Source organism: Ruegeria arenilitoris (genome assembly GCF_013031355.1).
GTDB lineage: Bacteria > Pseudomonadota > Alphaproteobacteria > Rhodobacterales > Rhodobacteraceae > Ruegeria > Ruegeria arenilitoris_C.
Window position 1 is genome coordinate 818,810 of record NZ_WPZO01000001.1, and the last position, 23,047, is coordinate 841,856.

Consider the following 23,047-nt stretch of genomic DNA (forward strand, 5'->3'; position numbering starts at 1 on the left):
AGGGCCAAGGCGTCAACGGTGATTACCCGGCAACCGCCCGCAGCAGACGTTTGCGCGCCGGGGGAATCGCGCCAATTTCCAAACCGGTAAAGACATGCAACGTATTCATGTGGCGGTCGACCACAGCATGATCGCTGACCCAACCGCCCATCATCAGATAGGTTCGCAGCAACGGCGGCATCCGCAGCATCGCCTTCTTCGCGTCCGGTTTGCGACGCAAACGCGCGGCGAACCGGAACACATTCGGGGCCTTTACCCGTGGCAGCCAGCGCTTCGGGGCCAGATGCCGATGCTTCAGCATGGCAAACGCGTCCAGATAGTCCTCGGTCTCGGTTCCGGCAAAAGACGAACAGCCAAACAGCATTTCGACACCGTTCTGATCAACATAAGCCGTCATCGCGCCCCAAGCGACACGAAGAATGTCCGGATCGGTCCAGTTGGGGTGGATGCAGAATCGCCCCATCTCGACCATGCGACCCTCGAAATTCTGCAGCGCGGAAAGGTCATAGTATTGCGCGGAATAGCTACGGGCAATCTCGGTGCCATTCTCCATGGTCAGCATGCGAAAGCAGCAGACCAGTTGCCCGCCCTCACGCATATCCTCGACCAGAATATGGGCGCAGACCGGATCGAAGGCATCCTGATCGGTGTGATCCGTACCAAAGGCCAGCGTACGCAACTGCTGCGCAGCCGCCACATCCTGTGGCGATTGCGCCAGACGGGCGCGATATCGGCCTTTGCCGAGCAATAGTGCCATGGTTGCATCCTCCGCGGTTGCCAACCCGTTACATCTTGCTGCGTCAGTACCACAGTATGTGTGACTGTCGTGTGACCAGATCAAGATGTGGCTTTTATTGCTGGGATGCTCCCGGGATGTTGGCCGGGTTGAAGTTGCCGATGTTACCCAACAGCTGTCGGATGAACCCCTGCCCCTGAATCGTCGATTCGGTAATGCGGCGGTCCAGCGGAACGACGATGCCATCCTCAAGCCCGAACCGTTCGATGTTCCGAACGACGCCCCGATCATCAAAGCTGATCGCCACCAATTCACGCGAGACGACTTCGGGTTTCTTCGGTCCATAGTGGCGAACGCGCGATCGCACATAATAGAACCCGGAATCGCGGACCACACCGGATGAGCTTGGTGCGCCAACGGCCTCAATCACACTGTCGCGGGTGTCGACCCCCACTTTGATCTCGGCAAGATCTTCGGGGGGTGGGATGTATCCGTGATTCTTGAAGACCGGGGTACATGCACTGGCCGCTGCCAGACAGGCCGCAAAGACAAGCGTTCTGGACGCCGGTTTCAACCTGTTCACAACCTTCAACATTTACACCCTCTTGCCTTGGCCCCGTGCGGGCCCTATCCGCTTACATCAAACCGCAGCCCCGGTTCAACACAGGAAAGGGTCACGAATGAGCAACCAGACATCTCTGCGGGTGGCCGATCTGCCCCAGAACGCAGCCACCCCCTTTGACTTGCGCCCGGACAGCAAGGCCCTAGAGGCGATCCGGGACGATCTGGGCCTGCTTGGCCTGCGCAAGGTCAGCTTTGTGGGTGACGTAAGGGCACAGGGCAAACGCGATTGGGCGTTGAACGGAAAACTGGGCGCCACGGTGATTCAGCCCTGCGTGGTGACACTGGAACCGGTGACCACCCGCATCGACATTCCCGTCACGCGCGTCTTTATTGCCGATTGGGTTGATCCCGAAGAACCCGAGTTCGAAATCCCCGAGGGTGACGAGACCGAACAGCTGGGTGCCGAGATCGACCCGGCGCTTGTCATGGTCGAGGCCCTGTCGCTGGCCCTGCCCCAATACCCGCGCAAAGAAGGCGCCGAAATGGGTCAGGCCGACTTTACTGAACCTGGAAAACAGGCGATGACCGACGAAGACGTCAAGCCGTTTGCCGGGTTGGCAGGTTTGCGCGATGCGATGAAAAAAGACGAGTGACATAGGTCTGTTTTCCTGTCATAGCAGGCGCTCAGAAAAATCGCTTGAACATGTCGAGAATCGCAGTATTTTCGCGCGCTCATCGGAATTTGGGTTGGACAACGTAGGGCTCGTACCCTAAACGCGCGTCAAACCACGAGAAAAACGAAGAATGAAACCCGGTCGGCGGCGAATCTGCTGACCCTCAGTAGACAAAGGTTGAGACCATGGCCGTCCAACAGAACAAAGTTTCCAAGTCGCGTCGCAACAACCGCCGCGCACACGACGCTCTGGTTGCTGCAAACCCGAACGAATGCCCCAACTGCGGTGAACTGAAGCGCCCGCACCACGTGTGCGCGTCCTGCGGTCACTATGATGATCGTGAAGTCGTCGCACAGGCCGACGAAATCGATCTGGACGAAGACGCGGCCTAAGCCTTTAAAAGCGCAGGCAAGGCATGACAGATCAGCCCACGCACGCCGGACGGATTACCATCTCGGTTGACGCTATGGGCGGAGACTCGGGGCCCGCAACCGTGGTTGCGGGCATTGCCAAATCGGCAGACAAGAATCCCGATATCGCATTCGTCCTGCATGGGCCTGAGCAAACGCTGCGCAAACTTGTTGCCAAACGGCGTGTCCTGCAGGGGCGCGTCGTTTTTCGTGATTGCCCGGATGTGGTCACGATGGAGGACAAGCCCAGTCAGGTTGTTCGCAGCGGCAAACAGACCTCGATGTGGTCGACGCTGGATTCGGTGCGTGCAGGCGAAGCGCATGGCGCTGTCTCTTGCGGTAACACCGGTGCGCTGATGGCGCTGTCGATGATGCGGCTGCGTAAATTGCCGGGCGTGAACCGTCCGGCGATTGCGATTCTGTGGCCGTCGCGCAACCCGCAGGGGTTCAACGTGATGCTGGACGTGGGTGCGGATGTACGCGCCGACGCCAAGGATCTGCTACAATATGCGTTGATGGGCGCCTCTTACGCCCGCAATGGCATGGCGCTGGAACGTCCGCGTATCGGTCTGCTGAATGTCGGCACCGAAGAACACAAGGGCCGCGCCGAGCTGAAAGAGGCGCACGCGATGATCTCTGACTTCGCAGAGCAGGCAAATTTCGATTTCGTCGGCTTCGTCGAAGGCAGCGACATTCCCGGTGACAAGGCAGATGTCATTGTAACCGATGGGTTTACCGGCAACGTCGCGATCAAGACCGGCGAAGGCACGGCCAGCCTGATCGGCGATCTTCTGCGCCAGGCGTTCAAGTATTCGCCCCTGTCGCGGCTGGCCTCGGTTCTGGCGATCACCTCGCTGAACCGCCTGAAGAAACGTATCGACCCTCGCCGTGTGAATGGCGGAGTTTTCCTTGGCCTCAACGGAACTGTGGTCAAATCGCACGGTGGCGCAGACGCCACCGGAGTCTCAGCGGCAGTCAAGCTGGCCTTTACTCTGGCCCAGTCTGGTTTCGCCGAAAAATTGGCGGCACGGGTTGCATCAACAGCCGAGCTTGCACAAGATGCCGTCCACACGCCGCCAAAGGCCGGCGAATAACAAAAAAGGCAGTACCCCAACATGGCAGGCCGTTCAGTTGTCGTAGGTGTCGGACATTATTTGCCAGAGCGCGTCGTTCCGAATTCCGAATTTGAAAAGACGCTCGATACATCGGATGAGTGGATTAAGACCCGCTCGGGTATCGAACGCCGCCATTTTGCTGCCGAGGATGAAACCACTTCGGATCTGGCCACCAATGCGGCCGAGGCTGCGCTGGCCGATGCGGGCCTGACGGCGGATGATATCGACGCGATCATCGTGGCGACCTCGACCGCCGATCTGACCTTCCCGTCTGCGGCCACCATGGTTCAGGCGCGGTTGGGCATGACCAAGGGCTTTGCCTTTGACGTTCAGGCCGTCTGCGCCGGGTTCGTCTTTGCGCTCAGCAACGCCAACGCCCTGATCCTGTCCGGTCAGGCCAAACGGGTCCTGGTTATCGGCGCCGAGACCTTCTCGCGAATCATGGACTGGACCGACAGATCGACCTGCGTGTTGTTCGGTGACGGTGCCGGTGCGCTGGTTCTTGAACTGCAAGAGGGTGAAGGCACATCCGATGACCGCGGTATTCTGGCCACCGATCTCAACTCGGACGGTCGGTACAAGGACCTGCTTTATGTGGATGGCGGCGTGTCGACCCAATCGACCGGTCATTTGCGGATGCAGGGCAATCAGGTCTTCCGCCATGCCGTTGAAAAATTGACGAAAACTGCGGAAACCGCCCTAGGGACCGCAGGCCTTGGCAATTCGGATGTCGACTGGATCGTGCCACATCAGGCCAATATCCGCATCATTCAGGGCACAGCCAAGAAAATGGGCCTGCCGATGGAGAACGTGGTTGTCACCGTACAGGACCACGGCAACACGTCTGCCGCGTCGATTCCGCTGGCGCTGTCCGTGGGCAAACAGCGCGGGCAGATCAAGCAAGGCGATCTGATTGTTACCGAAGCCATCGGTGGCGGTCTGGCCTGGGGTGCGGTTGTCCTGCGCTGGTAACCGGCGCAAAACGGCTTACACACAGGCTTGCAATTCATTGATATTGACAGTGAAATTGCCTCCACCATATTCTTTAGTATCAACAGGGGAAATGGTATGGGCGATAAAACACTGACCCGAATGGATCTGAGCGAGGCCGTCTTTCGCGAGGTTGGCCTGTCACGCAACGAAAGTGCGCAGCTGGTCGAAAGCGTTCTGAACCACATGTCCGATGCGCTGGTGCGCGGCGAACAGGTGAAGATCTCGTCTTTCGGAACCTTCAGCGTTCGGGACAAGACCGCTCGGATCGGCCGCAACCCCAAAACCGGTGAAGAGGTCCCGATTCAGCCCCGCCGGGTTCTGACTTTCCGCCCGTCGCACCTGATGAAGGATCGCGTCGCGGCAGGGAACCGCAAGTAAGATCAGGGCGGCAAGGTCATGAGCAAGTCCCCCGACGCGTTTCGCACAATCAGTGAAGTTGCGGATTGGCTGGGCGTTCAGGCTCATGTTCTGCGATTCTGGGAAAGCCGTTTCAATCAGGTTAAACCGGTTAAACGCGCCGGGGGTCGGCGGTATTACCGTCCAAACGATATGCGTCTTCTGGGCGGTATCAAAAAGCTGCTGCACGAGGACGGGATCACCATCAAAGGCGTTCAACGCATCCTGCGCGAACAGGGCGTCGCACATGTCGCGGCGCTGTCGCAGGGGCTGGATGAGGTCGCCGAGCCGGAGACCCCGCAAAACGACAGCGTTGTTGTTCCCTTCACGTCAAAATCAGCCCCGGCCAGCGAACAGATCGATCTGGACTTGGGCGATTCCGCACCTAAATCCAAGCCCCCGCAAGCGGCAGAGGCCCCTCAGGCCAAACCTGCAGTACCGGAACAGGCCGCTCCTCAGCCCGAACCGGAATACCTGGATGAAAACCCCCTGCTGGGTGGAATCGCAACGCAGGCGTGGAATCGCACCGAATTTGACGACCAGTTGCTGAAACAGATCGCACCCGTGGCAAAGGATCTGCGCGCTGTTCTGAACCGCATTGAAAACCGATCGGCGGGATAAGAAAAAAAGGCGATGATTTCCTCTTGCCCCTGCCGGGAAAGTCTTTATGAACACCTCAACGTCGGGCTATGGCGCAGCCTGGTAGCGCGTCCGTCTGGGGGACGGAAGGTCGCAGGTTCGAGTCCTGCTAGCCCGACCAAATCACACCGACGTTTATGGCAGACAGGCCAGATCCCGCTCTGGCATCAGGGGGGATCGGAATGACAGGTGTATGCCCAAACCAGCAGATCGAAGGCATGATTGCGCGCGGTGAGATCACCGCCAGCCCCGAGGTCATACCGGCGCAGGTTCAACCCGCCAGCCTTGATTTGCGTCTGGGAACAGTGGCTTACCGCGTCCGCGCGTCGTTTCTGGCGGGCGAAGGGCGCTCGGTCGCTGATCGTCTGGCCGAGTTTGAGATGCACCGCATCGACATTTCGGATGGTGCGGTTCTGGAAAAGGGCTGTGTCTATCTGGTGCCGCTGATGGAATCACTGGCCCTGCCCGAAACCGTGACCGCTGTAGCCAACGCCAAAAGTTCGACCGGGCGACTGGACCTGTTGACCCGCACCATCACCGATGGGGGCACCGAGTTCGACCGTGTGCCTGCGGGCTATACCGGACCGCTTTACGCCGAGATTTGTCCCCGTTCCTTCTCGGTTCTGGTGCGCCCGGGTATGCGGCTGAACCAGATTCGATTCCGTCAGGGTCAGGCGGTGCTCAGCGACGCGGAACTGACGGCGCTGCACAACGATTCGCCGCTGGTCGATGGCCCGGCAGTGATTCAGGACGGGCTGGGCTTTTCGGTCGATCTGCAACTGCCCGATACCGATCTGGTTGGATACCGCGCCAAGCCGCATACCGGCGTGATCGATCTGGACCGGATTGGCGAATACGATCCGCAGGAATACTGGGAAGAGGTGCGCACCCGCGATGGCCGCATCATCCTGGATCCCGGTGCATTCTATATCCTGGTCAGCCGTGAGGCGGTTCACATCCCCCCGATGTACGCTGCGGAAATGGCCCCCTATCTGGCAATGGTCGGTGAGTTCCGGGTGCATTACGCCGGTTTCTTCGATCCCGGCTTTGGTCATGCCGAAGCCGGTGGTGCGGGATCGCGCGGTGTGCTGGAAGTCCGCTGTCACGAAGCACCCTTTGTGCTGGAGCATGGCCAGGTCGTCGGACGGTTGGTCTATGAGAAGATGGCAGAAATGCCCACGCAACTTTACGGCGCGGGCATTGCGTCAAACTATCAGGGACAGGGTCTGAAACTGTCCAAGCATTTCAAGGCTGTTGGTTAGAATTTCATGAACCGGCGCATTTGGCGGGTCACCCGCTGTGCCTGATTCAGGTGCTGCGGCGGGCGTGGGCCGCTGTTTTGCGGGCGGTTACCCCCGCCGGACGGCTGATCCGACTTGCCACCCATGCGGCTGGCCATGTCAAAGCCCTTGTCCACGCCTTTGCTGACAAGGCGGCGCATGACCTGGCGTACGATCATGTCGATGATCCGATTGGCGTTCATTGCTCAACTCCGTTTCTTGTCGTCCAACATAGGGTTTTGATGTGACAACAAAAGGGCCGTCCGATCACTCTTCCTCGAACAGTTCGGTCTGATCTTCGTCTTCTACATCTTCGCGCCCCTCACCCAGAGGGATCGTGCCCGGTGGCGGCCTGTTCTCAAGCAACCCGGCCGCGCGCAGTTCCTTGAGCCCCGGCAGGTCACGTGCGTTCTCCAGCCCGAAATGGTCGAGGAATTGGGGCGTCACCACAAAGGTCACAGGGCGGCCCGGTGTCATACGGCGGCGGCCCAGACGGATCCACTCCATTTCCAGCAGCTGGTCGATGGTCCCGCGTGAGACCGAGACCCCACGAATTTCCTCGATCTCAGCCCGTGTGCAGGGTTGGTGATAGGCCACGATGGCCAGCGTTTCGATGGCAGCGCGGCTGAGTTTGCGGGTCTCGACCGTTTCTTTCTGCATCAGGAAACCCAGATCGGGGGCGGTACGAATGGCCCATGCCTCGCCCACGCGGACCACGCGAACGCCACGGCCTTCATAGCGTTTCTGAAGCATTTCAACCGCTTGCGCCGCGTCGCTTCCATGAGGCATCCGCGCCTCAAGATCGCCAATCGTCACCGGTTCGGCGCTGGCGAACAACACAGCTTCGACCATACGTTCCTGTTCCGCCAAGGGCGGCGCTTCGAACAGGGTGCCGGTGCCTTCGTCTTGCGGTTCGTCAGTCACGTGTGTCAGTCCTCTTGCGCAGATGGATCGGAGCGAAGGTTTCGCTCTGCTTGATCTCCATGTGTCCTTCTTTCACCAGCTCCAGCGAAGCCGCAAAGGTCGCTGCCGTGGCCGACCTGCGCCGTACCGGGTCGGCATCCCAACCGTCGGGCAGATAGGTCTCCATATCGGTCCAAGTGCCCGCGAAGCCGATCAGCGGCCGCATCCGCTCCAACGCTTGCTCCATCGTGAACACGGCGTCGCGGTCCATCACAAAGGGGCGGAATTCGTCGCGGGTGCGGATACGGGCATAGCCCTGCATCAGGTCCAGCAGCGTGGCCGAATAGGTGACGGTCCGGATGCGGGTGATATCCTCACCCTGCCCCCGTTTGAAGAAATCACGGCCCAGCTGATCCCGTGCCATCAGGCGGGCGGCAGAGTCACGCATGGCCTGCAGACGTTCCAGCTGGAACGCCAGGTGCGCGGCAAGTTCTTCGCCGGATGGTCCTTCGTCATCCGGGTCCGGCGGCAGCAGCAGTCGGGATTTCAGAAAGGCCAGCCAAGCGGCCATAACCAGATAGTCGGCAGCCAGTTCGATCCGTAGCGCCCGGGCCTTTTCAACAAAAGCCAGGTACTGCTGCGCCAGTGCCAAAACCGAGATTTTCCGCAGGTCGACCTTTTGCGTGCGCGACAGGGTCAACAGCACGTCCAGCGGGCCCTCAAACCCGTCGACGTCAACGATCAGGGCTTCTGCGGCCAGCCGATCGGCGACCGAGACCGGGTCTTCGCTGAAAAGATTATCGTTCATATACCTGCCCGCCCATTAGGGCAGATAGTTCCGCCTCGGCGGCCTGGATGTCAAGTTCCACAGGCTTTTGCCGCATCGCCAGCGCCTTTTCTGCGCGCTTCCCGGCTTGTTCGGTCATTTCCCCTGCGGCATCCAGCACCTTGGCGCGGGCGTCGAACGTACCATTGCAGTGCAGAACCGCATCACACCCGGCGTCCAGCGCCTGACGGGCGATATCTTCTGGCGCGCCGCTGAGGGCCTTCATCGAGATGTCGTCCGTCATGATCAGCCCGTCAAATCCGATCTTGTCGCGGATCAGTCCGATCATGGTGGGTGAGATCGTCGCTGGCTGCGGGTCGATCCGGTCATAGACCAGATGCGCGGTCATCCCCATCGGCAAGTCGTTCAGATCGCGAAACGGTGCGAAATCGGCCTGTTCCAGCGCGTCCTGCGTCAGGTCCACATGCGGCAGGTCGTGGTGGCTGTCGAGCGTGGACAAGCCATGACCCGGCATATGTTTAATGACAGGTAGAACACCGCCATCCAGATGGCCCTTGGCAACGGCCTTTCCCAGCCGTGAAACTTGTTTGGGATCAGAGCCATAGCAGCGGTTTTTCAGAAATTTGTGCGTGTCCTCACGCGCCAGATCGACCATCGGCGCGCAATTGCTGTCGATACCCAGTCCGAACAACTCGTCCGCGATCAGACGATAGCGCAGATACATTGCCCGTTCGGCCTGATCCCCAGCCCGTGCGGCGTGATCCAGTGGCGGCAGCCATTCGCGGGCCAGAGGCGCGCGCAGGCGCTGCACCCGGCCGCCCTCTTGATCGATGGTGATGGGGCAATTGCGGCCTACGGCCTCGCGGAAATCATCGCACAGGGCGCGAACCTGATCGGCGGTATCGATGTTGCGGGCAAACAAAATGAACCCAAACGGGTTCATTTCGCGGAACAGTTTCTTTTCCTGAGGCGTCAGGCGCAGGCCTTCGGCGTCGGTGATGGCCGCACCAAAGCTCACCGAGCGGCCACCGGGATACAATCCGCGCCACGTGCCTCGAGCGCGGCACAGAACTGACGCGAGTCGCTCAGGTCATCAAACCCCAGCACGCGCAGGCGGTAGAAGGTCCGGCCTCCGCGTGAGGTTTTCTGGATAACGCGCTGTTTTCCATCCATATAATCGCCAAACCGGCTATTCAGCCGGTCCCATTCCGCGCGCGCCACATCCGAGCTTTCATAAGCCCCAAGCTGCGCCATGCGCGTGCCCTTGGACAGCGTATCAGGGTCAATATCGACCCCAACCGCGGCTTTGACAGCAGCGTTGATTGCGTCTTCAGTGCTACTGTTCTGCGTGATGCGGCTGGGCGTCGCACGGGCTGGGCGGGTCACCGGTCGCAAGGACCTGCGGACCCCTGGCAGTGCCGCCAATTCCGGATCGGGCTGTTGCGCCGCCAGATCGGCGGGATCGATTGCAGGCTCTTCCTCGGGCAAGGACAGCGCGGCCAGTTGCACACCCTCTTCCGTCGGTTCGTCAATCCGGGCCGCATCCCCTGCCAGTTCCGAAACCAGCGCATCTACCGTGCCCTGACGAAGTTCAGCGGCTTCCTGATTGGAAATCTCTTCCTGAACCACGTGCACGGCCGGAGTGGGCTTCAGCGGTTCAACCGGCGTGTCTTCATCGGTCAGCGATACCGGGCGCGGCGCCAGGATCAGACGATCCGCAGGCGGCGCAGCGGTTCCTACCGCAGCCACGGCATTGACGGCCAGACCCTGATGGTCTGCGGGTGTTCCGCCCGGGTTTTCGGGCTGAATGCGCATCGGTCCTTCGATGGCGCGCACGACCGGTACGCCGGACACATCGCGCATCACAAGCTGATAACCCCAGACGCCAATCCCGGCGACCAGAGCCAGAGACGCAACCGCGCCCATTGCATTGACGATGCGGCTCAACCCCGCTGCGCGCGGTGCTTCTTCATAACCGTGCATGTCGTCGGAATACTCGTACCCATCCTGAGGATGCGGTTGATTCGTGTAATGCATCTGCTCGGGGCGCATCTGCCCCGAGTAATCGTAACGTGCCATGTCCGCCTCACCGCCCGATAGCGCCTTAAAACGTGGCGCGCGGGTCATTTCTTGCCTACCTCGTACCGGTGCTTCGGGCGGTGTTTGTTACCGCATCTCCTGCGCCGGAGTGACGCCAAGAATACCCAAGCCCGCTGAAATCACAACAGAAACAGCCCGGGCCAATGCGATTTTTGACTGGCTTGTGGCAACATCGCCATCCTGGATGAATCGCAGTTGCGTTTCATCATTGCCCTTATTCCACAGCGCGTGGAAGTCCCCTGCGAGTTCATACAGGTAGAAGGCAACGCGGTGCGGTTCGTTGGTGCGTGCGGCAATCTCGACCAAACGCGGCCATTCGGCCAGCTTCTTGGCCACAGTCAGTTCCGAGGCGTGGTCGTTCTTGCTCAGGTCCGCTGTGCCAAGGGTCGCGTCGTCAGCGGCAATCCCGGCTTCGGCAGCGCGGCGCAGCACGCTCATGACGCGGGCATGGGCGTATTGCACGTAGAACACGGGGTTCTCGCGGCTCTGCTCCAGCACCTTGTCAAAGTCGAAGTCCAGCGGCGCATCGTTCTTGCGGGTCAGCATCACGAAACGGGTCACATCCGGACCCACCTGATCGACCACATCGCGCAGGGTGACAAAGTTCCCTGCCCGCTTGGACATTTTGAACGGCTCGCCATTCTTCCACAGCTTCACCAATTGGGTAAGCTTGATATCCAGCGGCACCTTGCCATCAGACAGAGCCGACACCGCCGCCTTCATCCGTTTGACATAGCCACCATGGTCCGCGCCGAACACGTCGATCAGCGCGTCAAAGCCACGGGTCACCTTGTCATAGTGATAGGCGATATCCGGGGCGAAATAGGTCCAGCTGCCGTCCGACTTCTTGACCGGACGATCGACGTCATCACCGTGCTCGGTCGACTTGAACAGGGTCTGCTCGCGCGGCTCCCAATCCTCGGGCTTCTTGCCCTTCGGCGGCTCCAGCACACCTTCGTAGATCAGGCCTTTTTCGGTCAGCGACTCCAGCGCGGCCTCGATCCGGCCGGTGCCATAGAGCGACTTCTCCGAGAAGAAGACGTCCATCTCAACGCCCAGCGCCTTCAGGTCAGCGCGGATCAGATCCATCATCGCGTTAGTGGCGAAGTTGCGCAGATCCTCAAGCCATTCGCTTTCCGGCTTGTCGATCAGGCTGTCGCCATATTTCTCTTTCAGCGCCTCGCCAATTGGGATCAGGTAGTCGCCCGGGTACAGCCCTTCGGCAATCTCGGGGCTCAGACCGTTGGCCTCGCGGTAACGTTCGTACGCCGAGCGCGCCAGCACATCCACCTGCGCGCCGCCATCGTTGATGTAGTACTCGCGGGTCACGTCATGGCCGGAATAGGCCAGCAGGCTCGCTAGAGCGTCACCGAACACAGCGCCCCGCGTATGGCCGACATGCAGCGGGCCGGTAGGGTTGGCCGAGACATATTCCACGTTCACCTTCTGGCCATGACCCATGGTCGAGCGGCCATAGTCAGTGCCCTTCTCCAACACCGCCGCCAGCACGCCCTGCCAGACCGACGGCGCAAGACGCAGGTTCAAAAAGCCCGGTCCGGCCACCTCGGCACTGGTGATCCGATCATCGGCGGCCAGTTTTCCGGCCAGTACATCAGCAATGTCGCGCGGCTTCATCTTGGCCGGTTTCGCCAGCACCATCGCCGCGTTGGTCGCCATGTCGCCATGTGCGGGGTCGCGCGGCGGTTCGACCGCCACGTTGTCAAAGCTCAGCCCCTCGGGCAGCGCGCCTTCGGACTGCATCTGTGCCAGCGCGTCCAGTACGAGGCCGCGGATCTCGGAAAACAGGTTCATTTCGGATGTCCTTTTGCTTGCCCGGCGGTTTACCACGCAAAGCGGCAAGGTCAATGCAAGCGATCAGTTTCCGCTTGGATTAACCGTAAACGGAGCTAAGTTCACAGGAAATTCCCAACCCGGAGACCGCTTCATGCGCCTAGCCCTGCCTCTTGTACTCGCCCTGACCACATCGCTGCCGGCCTGGGCCGATATGCCTGCGCCTCAGGGCCACGTTCTCTTGACGCTCGGCGGAGCAGTCACCGAGACCAACCTGCCGCCCCGGGGCGAGAATGACGGCGGCCTTTTGGGTTATCTTGAGGTTCAGCACGACGGGGCTGCCGGGTTTGACGCCGCTCTGTTGGATGGTCTGGAACAGGTCGAGATCACGATCACCTACGGCCCCGAAGACAATCAGAGGGACATCGCATTTTCCGGCCCGCTGCTGGCGGACGTGATGACGATGGCAGGCGCCGCGGGCAAAACCGCAAAGCCCATGGCATTGGACGGCTATCAGTCCGAAATCGCTTGGGAAAGCGTCACCGCGCATCAACCGATCGTTGCTACTCATGCGGATGGTGCTCCGATGGGGATTGGTGGCTATGGCCCAACCATGATCGTCTTCCCTCCAACCGACGATGCTGAACTGGCGCAGAAACAGGCCGGTCAACAGGTTTGGGCGCTGGCCTATATCGGGGTCGAGTAACTACCCGCCCGTCAGTCTTTTGTGGTCCTGCAGGGCAAACCGGTCCGTCATCCCGGCGATATAGTCTGACACAATTCGGGCGAGCGCAGTTTCGTCCTGCGCCGCCTCGATATCCTGATGCCAGCGCGCAGGCATCTGTTTGGGATCGCTGAGGTATATCGGAAACAACTCCTGCACCACCGCGCTGACCTCGGCACGCACCTCCATCACGCTGGGTGCGCGGTACATCCGCGTGAACAAGAATGCGCGAATTTCCTTCAGCTGCACCCAGAGGCCGTCTGAGAACTGAACCACCGGATAGCCCAGGTGCCGGATGTCTTCGACTGTCTGCGCCCCTGACGCGGCGATCAGCCCGCGCGAGGTGTCGATTACATCGGACACCATGACCCCAAACACCCGCCGCAGCGCTTCATGCCGGCGGCGATAGGGGGCTAGACCGGGGTATTTGCGGTCCACCTCTGCATAACAGTCGCCCACAATCGGCAATTGCTGGATTTCGTCATCCGTGAACAGATTGGCCCGTAACCCATCAAGCAGATCGTGATTGTTGTAGGCGATGTCATCTGACAACGCGGCCACCTGCGCCTCGGCGCTGGCATGGGTGTGCAATTCCAGATCGAAGCCTTCGTTGCACTCGGCCAGAGCCCAAGGCAATTCCCCCTCGACCGGCCCGTTATGCTTGGCAATGCCCTCAAGGCATTCCCATGTCAGGTTACACCCGTCAAACTCGGCGTAGTGACGTTCCAGCTTGGTGACGATCCGAATGGCCTGCGCGTTGTGATCGAAACCGCCATAGGGTGCCATCAGCGCGTGCAAGGCATCCTCGCCCGTATGACCAAACGGTGTGTGTCCAAGATCATGGGCCAGCGCCACCGCCTCGGTCAGCTCCGGGTTCAACCCCAAGGCCCCAGAAATCGTGCGCGCCACCTGTGCCACTTCAATGGAATGGGTCAACCGGGTGCGATAGCTGTCACCCTCATGCTCAACAAACACTTGCGTCTTATGTTTGAGGCGCCGAAACGCGCTGGCATGAATGATACGGTCGCGATCACGCTGAAAGCATGACCGGAAACTGCTCTCTTCCTCAGGCACAAGCCGCCCCCTTGCGCGGCCTGGGTCCGAGGCAAAACCCGCTCTGTCCAAAGGTCTTGTCCTTGTCGCCTGTCCTTAGGTTTCATATATTGTACTGCGGTAAGGAAATAAACCTTTGGAGTCCGGCATGAATCTGCCCCCAACAGTGACAGAACGCGCCTTTGATCGCCTGGCCGAGATCGGCGCCGCGGATCAGGGACAAGCCCTGCGCGTCGCGGTGGAAGGCGGCGGATGTTCCGGTTTTCAATACGAAATTGCGCTGGACGAGCCGAAAGAGGACGATCTTGTGCTGGAAGGCAAAGGTCAGAAAGTCATCGTCGACTCGATTTCCTTGCCGTTTCTGGAAAACGCGGTAATCGACTTCACGCAGGAGCTGATCGGCGCGCGCTTTGTGATCGAAAACCCAAACGCCACCTCTTCCTGTGGCTGCGGCACATCTTTTTCGATGTAACCTTGCCCTGCCCGCTTGGTTGAGGGATAGATCAACCGGCAGCCAGCCGGAGGATCGCGCATGAAAATCGCCACGTTCAACATCAACGGCATCAAAGCGCGGGCCGAGGCCCTACCCCGATGGCTTGACGAGGCGCAGCCGGATGTTGTGCTGCTGCAAGAAATCAAGTCGGTCGACGAGAACTTCCCCCGCGAGATGTTTGAAGAGCGGGGCTATAACGTCGAAACCCACGGTCAAAAGAGTTTCAACGGGGTGGCGATATTGTCCAAGCTACCGCTAGAGGACGTATCCCGCGGCTTGCCAGGCGATGACGAGGACGAACAGGCGCGCTGGATCGAGGCCACGGTGATTGGCAAACAGGCGCTGCGCATCTGCGGGCTGTACCTACCGAATGGCAACCCGGTGCCCGGCCCAAAATACGATTACAAACTGGCCTGGATGGAACGCTTGTACCACCGTGCGCGTGAACTGATGGCCAGCGAAGAAGCGGCATTGATGGCCGGTGACTACAATATCATCCCGCAGGCAGAAGATGCAGCCCGCCCGGATGCCTGGCGCGAAGACGCCCTGTTCCGTCCCGAAAGCCGCGCTGCGTTTCGCAAGGTCTTGAACCTCGGGTTCACCGAGGCCTTCCGCGCGCGCACGCAGGGGCCGGGGCATTATTCCTTCTGGGACTATCAGGCCGGTGCATGGAACAAGAATGACGGCATCCGCATCGACCATTTTCTGCTGACACCGCAGGCCGCTGACCTGATGCGTGACTGCCAGATTGATTCAGCGGTGCGCGGGCACGAAAAGCCATCAGATCACGTGCCGGTCTGGGTCGATCTCGACCTGTGACCGTTCACGCGGTCGCATCGTAGCTGTAGATCCACTCGTATTTCTTTGCCAGTTGCGCTCCAACGGCCATCAGCGCCATCTGCGCCGCCAGCCGCATTGGGCCGCGAAGGTGGAAGTTGCGCGCATTGGCTCCGGCAGCGGCAACCACTTGTTTTGCCCTTGAGCGGCGCTGGGTTTCATAGGCAGAAAGAGCCCGCGCCACACCCGATTGCCCTTCGAAAGCGCGGGCCAGAATCCACGCATCCTCAAGCGCCAGACATGCGCCCTGCGCCATGAAGGGCAGCGTCGGATGTGCCGCGTCTCCCAACAGAGCCAGACGCCCATTTTGCCAGCTTTGCGCAACTGGGCGCAGGAACAGGGCCCATAGGTGGGTCTGGGTCACCTCGGCCAGAATATCACGCACCGGGCCGCCGAAATCGGCAAAACGCGCGCGCAGATCGTCCGGGTCGCCTTGCAGACGCCAGCCTTCTTCCTGCCAGTCCGAACGCTCCTCGATCGCAACCACATTCATCAGACGTTGGTCACGCAGCGGATACGTAACCACATGACGGCCCGGCCCCATGGTCAGCGACGCGCGCGGCATCTCTTCGCGCTGCGACCAGGGGATCGTTGCGCGCCAGGCGATCTGATGGGTGAACTGAGGTGCCTCGGTGCCGTTCAGGATCGGTCGAATCTCGCTGCGCCCGCCGTCTGCGGCAATGACGCAATCCGAGCGCAATCGCTCTCCACCGTCCAGCACGACCTCGGCCTCGCTTGGATGTTTGACAACCTTCGTCACGCGCGAACCCAGCCGGATATCGACGCCTGCATCCCGTGCCGCCCGGTGCAACAGGTCCAGAAGATCGGCACGGTGATAGTAATAGGTCGGACCGGCGGCGGGTGCGGGAACCCGGCTGATCACACGACCCTTACGGTAATCGCGAAGTATCGTTCCGTGAGAGAGCTGCCCGTCCTCGGGCACCTTCCCAACCACACCCAGGGCCCGCAGAACCGCTATGCCGTTGGCGCTGATCTGCAACCCAGCGCCAACCTCAGTCAGGGCCGAGGCCTGTTCCAGAACCGTAACTTGCGCCCCGCGCTGCCGCAGCGCCAGAGCGGCCGCCAGGCCGCCGATGCCGCCGCCGATGATACTGAATTTCAGACCGTCGATATTCATGGCACCGCCTTAACGCAAAAACGCCGAAGCCACAGGCCCCGGCGTTCGAGTTTTCCCGAATTTCCCAGCGATCAATCGTCGCGGTGGACCTTCTCGCGGCGCTCGTGACGCTCCTGCGCCTCAAGCGTCATGGTGGCGATCGGACGCGCATCCAGACGCTTCAGCGAAATCGGGTCGCCCGTCATCTCGCAATAGCCGTACTCACCCTCGTCGATGCGGCGCAGGGCCGAGTCGATCTTGGCCACCAGCTTGCGCTGACGGTCGCGGGTGCGCAGCTCGAGCGCGCGGTCGGTTTCCTCGCTCGCGCGGTCAGCAACGTCCGGAATGTTACGGGTGTTGTCCTGCAGCCCTTCGATCGTGTCGCGGCTGCCCGCCAAAAGTTCGTTCTTCCAATCCAGCAGCTTGCGACGGAAATACTCAAGCTGACGGTCATTCATGAAAGGCTCATCTTCGGCCGGGCGATAATCTTCCGGCAGAAAAACTTCCTGCTTCATCTTTGCTCCCTCGGTATGGCCAGAAACGTCGGTTGCTGTTGTTTCACCTGACATTTGGCTCTCCCTTCTGCGGAGCGTGTATCCGACGCGCGTAAGAATGTCACTACACAAACGTCGTCTTGATACGTCACGTTCCGGACTTGTCTAAATATGAGACATGTAACAACAAAACCTTGTTTTTCTGCGGAAAACCTTGGGCATTTTTGCGGCAAACCACAACCAAAGCGTCATTCGCTTTTGGTCGAATCACGCCAAACAGATTGGAGTCGCAGCGAAATTTGCGGTGCCGGACGCCGCGGCCCGCTTGTCAAAATCTCTACCTCTCTGTAACCCGAACACCACAGATTGCGCGAAACCACACGAGGGGCCCATGACCGCACGTTTCCAAGGCACCGCCGAATATGTTGCCACCGATGACCTGACCATTGCGGTAAACGCTGCCGTTACGCTGGAACGTCCGCTGCTGGTCAAGGGTGAACCGGGCACCGGCAAGACCGAACTGGCCAAACAGGTGGCCGGCGCGCTGGGACTGACGATGATCGAGTGGAACGTGAAATCTACCACCCGCGCCCAGCAAGGTCTGTATGAATATGACGCCGTCAGCCGCCTGCGTGACAGCCAGCTGGGTGACGAGCGCGTGCATGACGTGTCGAACTATATCCGCAAGGGCAAGCTGTGGCAGGCGTTCGAGGCCGACGAAAAGGTCGTTTTGCTGATCGATGAGATCGACAAGGCCGATATCGAGTTTCCCAACGACCTGCTGCAGGAACTCGATAAGATGGAGTTCCACGTTTACGAGACCGGTGAGACGATCCGGGCCAGACACCGCCCCATCGTCATCATCACCTCGAACAACGAAAAAGAACTGCCCGACGCCTTCCTGCGCCGCTGTTTCTTCCACTACATCCGCTTCCCGGATGAGGCGACCATGCGCCGGATCGTCGAGGTGCATCATCCCGGCATCAAGGATGCGCTGCTAACCACTGCATTGACGCAATTTTATGAGATCCGCGAGACGCAAGGCCTTAAAAAGAAGCCTTCGACATCCGAGGTTCTGGATTGGCTGAAACTGCTGCTGGCCGAGGACCTGACGTCCGAGGACCTCAAACGCGATGGCGCCAATGCCCTTCCCAAGCTGCACGGTGCTCTGCTGAAGAACGAACAGGACGTTCATCTGTTTGAACGTCTGGCGTTCATGGCGCGGGGAAAACGCTGAACCTATAGACCCGCAGGGGATCGCCGCTTGCCTTGAGCAGAGCAGCCTGTCAGCATTGCAGCTGGCGGCCCGGTGTATCCGGGCTATGTGTGACCGAACAAGACGGGACGTTCTGAATGGCTGACACTCTGACCATCCGCGCATTGCGGCCTGAAGACCGCGATGAATGGTCCGACATGTGGCGGGACTATCTGGCGTTTTATGAAACAACTGTGCCGGATGAGACCTACGAGTCCTCCTTTGCCCGCCTGTTGGGTGACGATCCGAATGATTTCTCGTGCTTTGTCGCGGAGAAAAATGGGCAATTGTTGGGACTGACCCATTACCTGTTTCACCGCAACATCTGGAAGGTGGAAAGTGTCTGCTATCTGCAGGACCTGTTTACCCGCCCCGAAGCGCGCGGCACCGGCGTGGGTCGTGCACTGATCCAGGCGGTGTATGACGAGGCCGACCGGCAAGGTGCCCCTTCCGTCTACTGGCTGACGCAGGAGTTCAACCACACGGCCCGCAAGCTGTACGACCGAATTGGCAAACAGACCCCGTTTATCCGGTATCAGCGCCCATGATGCGAGGGGCCGCGATCCTTGCCGCTTTGGCGCTGGCGGGCTGCGCAGCTGTAGAGCCGGTCGAGGTCCCGACCCGCGTTCAGGCCATCGAAGAAAAACTGCCCCCGGCCAAGGCGTTCATCCGCTCGTCCCCAACGCCGGCAAGCCGGTCGAATGCAAATATCGCGGCGGATTTCGTATCCTTGCACTTCGCGCTGGAAGGCGGCGCCCAACTGCCGGTGTTCACGCGGTTCGAAACCCCGATCACCGTGCGCCTGACCGGTGCGCCCACCCCGTCGATGCAGCGCGACCTGACCCGCCTGCTGAACCGCCTGCGCAACGAGGCCGGGATCAACATCCGCCAAATTTCAGAAGGCACAGCCAACATCACCATCGAGGCCGTCAGTCAGGACGACATCCATGCCATCCTGCCGCAGGCGGCCTGTTTCGTGGTGCCCAATTCCTCGAGCTTCGAGGAATACCGCCGCGACCGGCGCAAGCAGAAAAGCAGCTGGTCTCGCCTGCGCAGCCGTGAGCGTCTGGGCGTGTTCATCCCCTACGACGTCAGCCCGCAGGAAAAACGCGACTGCCTGCATGAAGAAATCGCGCAGGCACTGGGGCCACTGAACGACCTCTATCACCTGCCGGATTCGGTGTTCAACGACGACAACATCCATACCGTTCTGACCGGGTTCGACATGCTGATCCTGCGCGCGACCTATGCGCCCGAACTGCGCAGTGGCATGACCCGCGAACAGGTCGAGGCTGCGTTACCCGGCATTCTCAGCCGCCTGAACCCGCGCGGAGACTCCCTGCCCGCTCAACCGGTTTCCGAGACACCGCGTGAATGGATCAATGCGATCCAGAAATCCCTGCGACCGACACGCGGGGCGCAAAGACGTAAAAGAGACGCCCAACTGGCCGCCCGGATCGGACAGGAGCAAGGCTGGACCGACCACCGTCGCGCCTATCCCTATTACGTGATGGGACGTATGGAGCAGTTCGACAACCCGCAGGCGGCGCTGCGCAACTACCAGACCGCCCTGCAGTTCCTGCGCGCCACGCCCGGCACCGAAGTTCATCAAGCCTATGTCACCACCCAGACCGCCGCCTATGCGCTGGCGCAAGGCAAAGGCCCCGAGGTTTTGCCTGAACTGGACAAGGCCATCGACGTGATGACACGCGCCGAAAATGCCTCGCAACTGGCCACGTTGCTGTTGCTGAAATCCGAAGCGCTCAATCAGGCGGGCCGAACCGCGCAGGCACGTTCCGTCAGGCTGGACAGTCTGGCATGGGCGCGCTACGGCTTCGGCTCGGAAACGGTGGTCCGGTCGCTGATGCAGGACGTTGCGGAAGGACCCCCCAACAAAAACAGGGGCGGATAACGCATGGTCGTGGTTTTGGGAATGGCGATACTGGGGGCAATCCTTGGGGCGCTGACGGCACGCAAACGCAATGGCAACGGTGCCGACGTGGCCCAATACGCTGCCGGGTACGGCATCGCCTTTGCGCTTGCCGGGTTGGTGCTGTCGCTGGTCCTTGTCAGGTTTGTGGGGTAAGCGATGTTTCTGCCCTTTTTCGAAAACCTCCGCAAAGCTGGCATTCCCGTATCCTTGCGCGAATACCTGACGTTTCTGGAGGGCATGAAAAAGGGCCTGGCCACCTATGATGTCGAGGCGTTCTACTACCTCGCCCGCATCTCGATGGTGAAAGACGAACGCAACATCGACAAGTTCGACCGCGCCTTTGCCGCCAGTTTCGAAGGACTGAACGAGATCAGCTTTGATCAGGTGCTTGAGGCCGTCGATATCCCCGCCGATTGGCTGGCAAAGATGGCCGAAAAGCACCTGTCCGAGGAAGAGAAGGCCGAGATCGAGGCCTTGGGCGGCTTTGAAAAGCTGATGGAGACGCTGCGCGAGCGTCTGAATGACCAGCATGGCCGCCATCAGGGCGGCAACAAGTGGATCGGAACTGCCGGAACGTCTCCGTTCGGGGCCTATGGCTATAATCCCGAAGGTGTGCGCATCGGCCAGAAGGAAAGCCGCCATCAGCGTGCGGTAAAAGTCTGGGACAAGCGCGAATTCAAGAACCTGGACGACACCGTTGAACTGGGCACCCGCAACATCAAGGTGGCCCTGAAACGCCTGCGCCGCTGGGCGCGCGAGGGTGCTGCCGAGGAACTGGATCTGGACGGCACAATCCGCGCCACAGCCGAGCACGGCTATCTGGACGTCAAAACCCGTCCCGAGCGTCACAACGCGGTCAAGGTACTGCTGTTTCTGGACGTGGGCGGCTCGATGGACCCGCATATCAAGGTGGTTGAAGAGCTGTTCTCGGCCGCCCGGACCGAATTCAAGCATCTGGAATATTACTACTTCCACAATTGCCTGTATGAAGGCGTCTGGCGCGACAACCGCCGCCGCTGGGACCAACAGACCCCGACACATGAGGTGCTGCGGACCTACGGCTCAGACTACAAGTGCATCTTTGTCGGCGACGCCTCGATGAGCCCGTATGAGATCGCCTATCCCGGCGGCGCCAACGAGCACTGGAACAAGGAAGCCGGCCAAGTCTGGCTGCAACGAGCGCGTGATCAGTGGCCGTCAAACCTGTGGATCAACCCGGTGCCCGAAAAGTACTGGGGCTATACCCACTCGATCGGCATGGTTCAGGAGATTTTCGAAGACCGCATGGTCCCTATGACGCTGGCCGGCCTTGAACAGGGGATGCGGGAGCTGACACGCTGACCCCGAGGATCAACGGGTCATGCGGGAATGTCTAAGGCTGCGCAAGTCGACTTCTTCCTCGGACTTCTCAGGCATCTTCCAACCGGTTTCAATTGTTGGTGGCGGGCTGTTTTTACCTCCCACGATGCCGTAAACGAGCGCAGACCAACCGAAGATATTTGCGAACACCAGGGTCGGTACGCAGGCCAACATGGCAAGCGACCGCGAAAGCGGCTCTTCTATCTGCCACGGTATAACGGCCATCATCCCGACCAGAATGTATAAAATCGTAACCAGTCCAGAGGCAACGAAGACGCCGCCGCCTTTCAACACATTGTTTGGATCTTCCAGCCACGCGGGGGTGAAGCGTCCAATCGCCATGATTGCGCCGACAACCAGCCCAAGAACCGAAAGCACAATCATATGAACCAGACTATGCGCTTCGGGAAAGCGGGCGAGCAAAGCCCAGATCAACATAGCAGACATCAACAGCCCATACCGCCCTTGCGCGCGCAGTCCGAACTTATAAACAGAGTAAATAAATTTCTTCATTTTTAAGTACATACCTTCGCGAATCTTGCCTTTTTTGCTTGATAAAGGAACAAGTTGACAGAACTTGGGCCAAGCGGGCACCTAACATAGCTTTGGGGCGCGGCTTGCCTATCGAACAACGCAAGGCCATATGTGTAATATGCTTCGCCTCACCCCGATCCTGCTGGCCATCGCCTATGCCATTGTCATGTACCGGATATCTGTGTGGCGTACGCACAGGGAACTGGACGCGAAATCGACCGAACTGGCCGATCCGGCGCTGAAACGCATGACCGACCGGCTGGCGGCCGCGCTAGAGATCGACCGGGTGCCCGTCTATATCTACGAGATCGATCCGGTGAATGGGCTGGCAGCCCCCGACGGGCGGATATTCATCACGCGCGGGTTTTATCGCAAGTTTCGGAACGGAGAGGTTTCGGCCGAAGAAATGGCCAGCGTCATCGCGCATGAGCTGGGGCATGTGGCACTGGGGCACGCGCGGCGGCGGATGATCGATTTCTCGGGCCAGAACGCGTTGCGGGCCGCGCTGATGATGCTGTTTGCCCGGTTTATTCCGTTCATCGGGGCGTGGATTGCCAATATGTTGACGCATCTTCTGGCCTCACGCCTGTCGCGCGGCGATGAGTATGAGGCCGATGAGTACGCCGCCGCTTTGCTGACCAAGGCCGGGATTGGCATCGGGCCGCAGAAGTCCCTGTTTCACAAGCTGGAAGGTCTGACCCAGCAACGCGCCGGAGTTGTGCCCGCATGGTTGATGAGCCATCCAAATACCGATGAGCGGATTGCGGCGCTGGAAGCGCTTGAGCAGCGTTGGGGCTCGGGCGGATAGGTTGCGCAGCGAGGGACCAGCCCGCCGCCATTGGCGCTCGAACCAATGGCGC

28 protein-coding genes and 1 tRNA gene are annotated in these 23,047 nt (G+C 60.1%); 17 read left to right on the forward strand and 12 right to left on the reverse strand.

Features of this window, described 5'->3' with window-relative positions; all coding sequences use genetic code 11:
- Positions 1-22: 22 nt before the first annotated feature.
- Positions 23-757, reverse strand: a complete 735-nt coding sequence (locus GOX63_RS04040; protein WP_170325207.1) for a GNAT family N-acetyltransferase — start codon at positions 755-757, stop codon at positions 23-25.
- 94 nt (positions 758-851) lie between these two features.
- A complete protein-coding gene (locus GOX63_RS04045; RefSeq protein ID WP_170325208.1) occupies positions 852-1,331 on the reverse strand; it encodes an outer membrane protein assembly factor BamE in 480 nt (159 codons plus the stop codon).
- Between the two features lie 85 nt (positions 1,332-1,416).
- On the opposite strand from GOX63_RS04045, the gene GOX63_RS04050 reads away from it, so the two are divergent.
- The 8 genes from GOX63_RS04050 (at position 1,417) to GOX63_RS04085 (ending at position 6,789) form a co-directional block, all read left to right on the forward strand.
- A complete protein-coding gene (locus tag GOX63_RS04050; RefSeq protein WP_170325209.1) occupies positions 1,417-1,953 on the forward strand; it encodes a YceD family protein in 537 nt (178 codons plus the stop codon).
- 206 nt (positions 1,954-2,159) lie between these two features.
- Complete coding sequence (rpmF, locus tag GOX63_RS04055; RefSeq protein ID WP_008756996.1) at positions 2,160-2,366, forward strand: 50S ribosomal protein L32; 207 nt, start codon at positions 2,160-2,162, stop codon at positions 2,364-2,366.
- Between the two features lie 23 nt (positions 2,367-2,389).
- Positions 2,390-3,478, forward strand: a complete 1,089-nt coding sequence (plsX, locus tag GOX63_RS04060; protein WP_170325210.1) for a phosphate acyltransferase PlsX — start codon at positions 2,390-2,392, stop codon at positions 3,476-3,478.
- A 21-nt stretch (positions 3,479-3,499) separates the two neighbouring features.
- Positions 3,500-4,471, forward strand: coding sequence for a beta-ketoacyl-ACP synthase III (locus GOX63_RS04065; RefSeq protein ID WP_170325211.1), 972 nt, complete (start codon positions 3,500-3,502; stop codon positions 4,469-4,471).
- Positions 4,472-4,567: 96 nt separating this feature from the next.
- Positions 4,568-4,870, forward strand: a complete 303-nt coding sequence (ihfA, locus tag GOX63_RS04070) for an integration host factor subunit alpha (protein ID WP_008755922.1) — start codon at positions 4,568-4,570, stop codon at positions 4,868-4,870.
- An 18-nt stretch (positions 4,871-4,888) separates the two neighbouring features.
- Entirely contained in the window at positions 4,889-5,509 is a 621-nt protein-coding gene (locus GOX63_RS04075; RefSeq protein ID WP_170325212.1) for a MerR family transcriptional regulator, read from the forward strand.
- A gap of 62 nt (positions 5,510-5,571) precedes the next feature.
- Positions 5,572-5,648, forward strand: a tRNA-Pro gene (locus tag GOX63_RS04080).
- 61 nt (positions 5,649-5,709) lie between these two features.
- The gene (locus GOX63_RS04085; RefSeq protein WP_170325213.1) at positions 5,710-6,789 is read left to right on the forward strand and encodes a 2'-deoxycytidine 5'-triphosphate deaminase; all 1,080 of its coding nucleotides are present in this window, start codon (positions 5,710-5,712) and stop codon (positions 6,787-6,789) included.
- Here GOX63_RS04085 and GOX63_RS04090 read toward each other — a convergent pair.
- The 6 genes from GOX63_RS04090 to argS form a co-directional block, all read right to left on the reverse strand.
- Positions 6,786-7,010 (reverse strand): hypothetical protein, encoded by a 225-nt coding sequence (locus tag GOX63_RS04090; protein ID WP_170325214.1) that lies wholly within the window; start codon positions 7,008-7,010, stop codon positions 6,786-6,788. The two genes, GOX63_RS04085 and GOX63_RS04090, sit on opposite strands and share 4 nt — an antisense overlap.
- A 64-nt stretch (positions 7,011-7,074) precedes the next feature.
- Positions 7,075-7,731 (reverse strand): SMC-Scp complex subunit ScpB, encoded by a 657-nt coding sequence (scpB, locus tag GOX63_RS04095; protein WP_170325215.1) that lies wholly within the window; start codon positions 7,729-7,731, stop codon positions 7,075-7,077.
- Positions 7,724-8,518 (reverse strand): segregation and condensation protein A, encoded by a 795-nt coding sequence (locus GOX63_RS04100; protein ID WP_170325216.1) that lies wholly within the window; start codon positions 8,516-8,518, stop codon positions 7,724-7,726. The genes scpB and GOX63_RS04100 overlap by 8 nt, the downstream gene beginning before the upstream one ends.
- Positions 8,508-9,515: a beta-N-acetylhexosaminidase gene (gene nagZ, locus GOX63_RS04105; RefSeq protein WP_170325217.1), complete on the reverse strand. Its 1,008-nt coding sequence runs from the start codon at positions 9,513-9,515 to the stop codon at positions 8,508-8,510. The genes GOX63_RS04100 and nagZ overlap by 11 nt, the downstream gene beginning before the upstream one ends.
- Positions 9,512-10,624 (reverse strand): SPOR domain-containing protein, encoded by a 1,113-nt coding sequence (locus tag GOX63_RS04110; protein WP_254435850.1) that lies wholly within the window; start codon positions 10,622-10,624, stop codon positions 9,512-9,514. Before GOX63_RS04110 ends, nagZ begins: the two co-directional genes overlap by 4 nt.
- A 39-nt stretch (positions 10,625-10,663) precedes the next feature.
- The gene (gene argS, locus GOX63_RS04115; protein WP_170325218.1) at positions 10,664-12,409 is read right to left on the reverse strand and encodes an arginine--tRNA ligase; all 1,746 of its coding nucleotides are present in this window, start codon (positions 12,407-12,409) and stop codon (positions 10,664-10,666) included.
- A 133-nt stretch (positions 12,410-12,542) separates the two neighbouring features.
- On the opposite strand from argS, the gene GOX63_RS04120 reads away from it, so the two are divergent.
- Positions 12,543-13,094, forward strand: coding sequence for a hypothetical protein (locus GOX63_RS04120; RefSeq protein WP_170325219.1), 552 nt, complete (start codon positions 12,543-12,545; stop codon positions 13,092-13,094).
- On the opposite strand, the gene GOX63_RS04125 is transcribed toward GOX63_RS04120, so the two are convergent.
- Complete coding sequence (locus tag GOX63_RS04125) at positions 13,095-14,237, reverse strand: deoxyguanosinetriphosphate triphosphohydrolase (protein WP_170325220.1); 1,143 nt, start codon at positions 14,235-14,237, stop codon at positions 13,095-13,097.
- A 76-nt stretch (positions 14,238-14,313) separates the two neighbouring features.
- On the opposite strand from GOX63_RS04125, the gene GOX63_RS04130 reads away from it, so the two are divergent.
- Both GOX63_RS04130 and xth read left to right on the forward strand, forming a co-directional pair.
- Entirely contained in the window at positions 14,314-14,637 is a 324-nt protein-coding gene (locus GOX63_RS04130) for a HesB/IscA family protein (RefSeq protein ID WP_170325221.1), read from the forward strand.
- A gap of 60 nt (positions 14,638-14,697) precedes the next feature.
- Positions 14,698-15,477, forward strand: coding sequence for an exodeoxyribonuclease III (gene xth / locus GOX63_RS04135; protein ID WP_170325222.1), 780 nt, complete (start codon positions 14,698-14,700; stop codon positions 15,475-15,477).
- Positions 15,478-15,481: 4 nt separating this feature from the next.
- Here xth and GOX63_RS04140 read toward each other — a convergent pair whose 3' ends face one another.
- Positions 15,482-16,633 carry an FAD-dependent monooxygenase gene (locus GOX63_RS04140; protein WP_170325223.1) on the reverse strand — a complete coding sequence of 384 codons (1,152 nt, stop codon included), beginning with the start codon at positions 16,631-16,633 and terminating at the stop codon, positions 15,482-15,484.
- Between the two features lie 71 nt (positions 16,634-16,704).
- Positions 16,705-17,127 carry an RNA polymerase-binding protein DksA gene (gene dksA / locus GOX63_RS04145; RefSeq protein WP_039531267.1) on the reverse strand — a complete coding sequence of 141 codons (423 nt, stop codon included), beginning with the start codon at positions 17,125-17,127 and terminating at the stop codon, positions 16,705-16,707.
- Between the two features lie 370 nt (positions 17,128-17,497).
- Between dksA and GOX63_RS04150 the strand changes: the two genes are divergently transcribed.
- The 5 genes from GOX63_RS04150 (at position 17,498) to GOX63_RS04170 (ending at position 21,635) form a co-directional block, all read left to right on the forward strand.
- Entirely contained in the window at positions 17,498-18,343 is an 846-nt protein-coding gene (locus GOX63_RS04150; protein ID WP_170325224.1) for an AAA family ATPase, read from the forward strand.
- Between the two features lie 116 nt (positions 18,344-18,459).
- A complete protein-coding gene (locus tag GOX63_RS04155) occupies positions 18,460-18,909 on the forward strand; it encodes a GNAT family N-acetyltransferase (protein ID WP_170325225.1) in 450 nt (149 codons plus the stop codon).
- The gene (locus GOX63_RS04160) at positions 18,906-20,273 is read left to right on the forward strand and encodes a DUF2927 domain-containing protein (protein WP_367646691.1); all 1,368 of its coding nucleotides are present in this window, start codon (positions 18,906-18,908) and stop codon (positions 20,271-20,273) included. Before GOX63_RS04155 ends, GOX63_RS04160 begins: the two co-directional genes overlap by 4 nt.
- A gap of 3 nt (positions 20,274-20,276) precedes the next feature.
- A complete protein-coding gene (locus GOX63_RS04165) occupies positions 20,277-20,447 on the forward strand; it encodes a hypothetical protein (RefSeq protein ID WP_170325226.1) in 171 nt (56 codons plus the stop codon).
- 3 nt (positions 20,448-20,450) lie between these two features.
- Positions 20,451-21,635, forward strand: a complete 1,185-nt coding sequence (locus tag GOX63_RS04170) for a vWA domain-containing protein (RefSeq protein ID WP_170325227.1) — start codon at positions 20,451-20,453, stop codon at positions 21,633-21,635.
- Between the two features lie 9 nt (positions 21,636-21,644).
- Here GOX63_RS04170 and GOX63_RS04175 read toward each other — a convergent pair whose 3' ends face one another.
- A complete protein-coding gene (locus GOX63_RS04175) occupies positions 21,645-22,166 on the reverse strand; it encodes a hypothetical protein (protein ID WP_170325228.1) in 522 nt (173 codons plus the stop codon).
- Between the two features lie 139 nt (positions 22,167-22,305).
- On the opposite strand from GOX63_RS04175, the gene GOX63_RS04180 reads away from it, so the two are divergent.
- Complete coding sequence (locus GOX63_RS04180; protein WP_170325229.1) at positions 22,306-22,995, forward strand: M48 family metallopeptidase; 690 nt, start codon at positions 22,306-22,308, stop codon at positions 22,993-22,995.
- Positions 22,996-23,047: the final 52 nt, after the last annotated feature.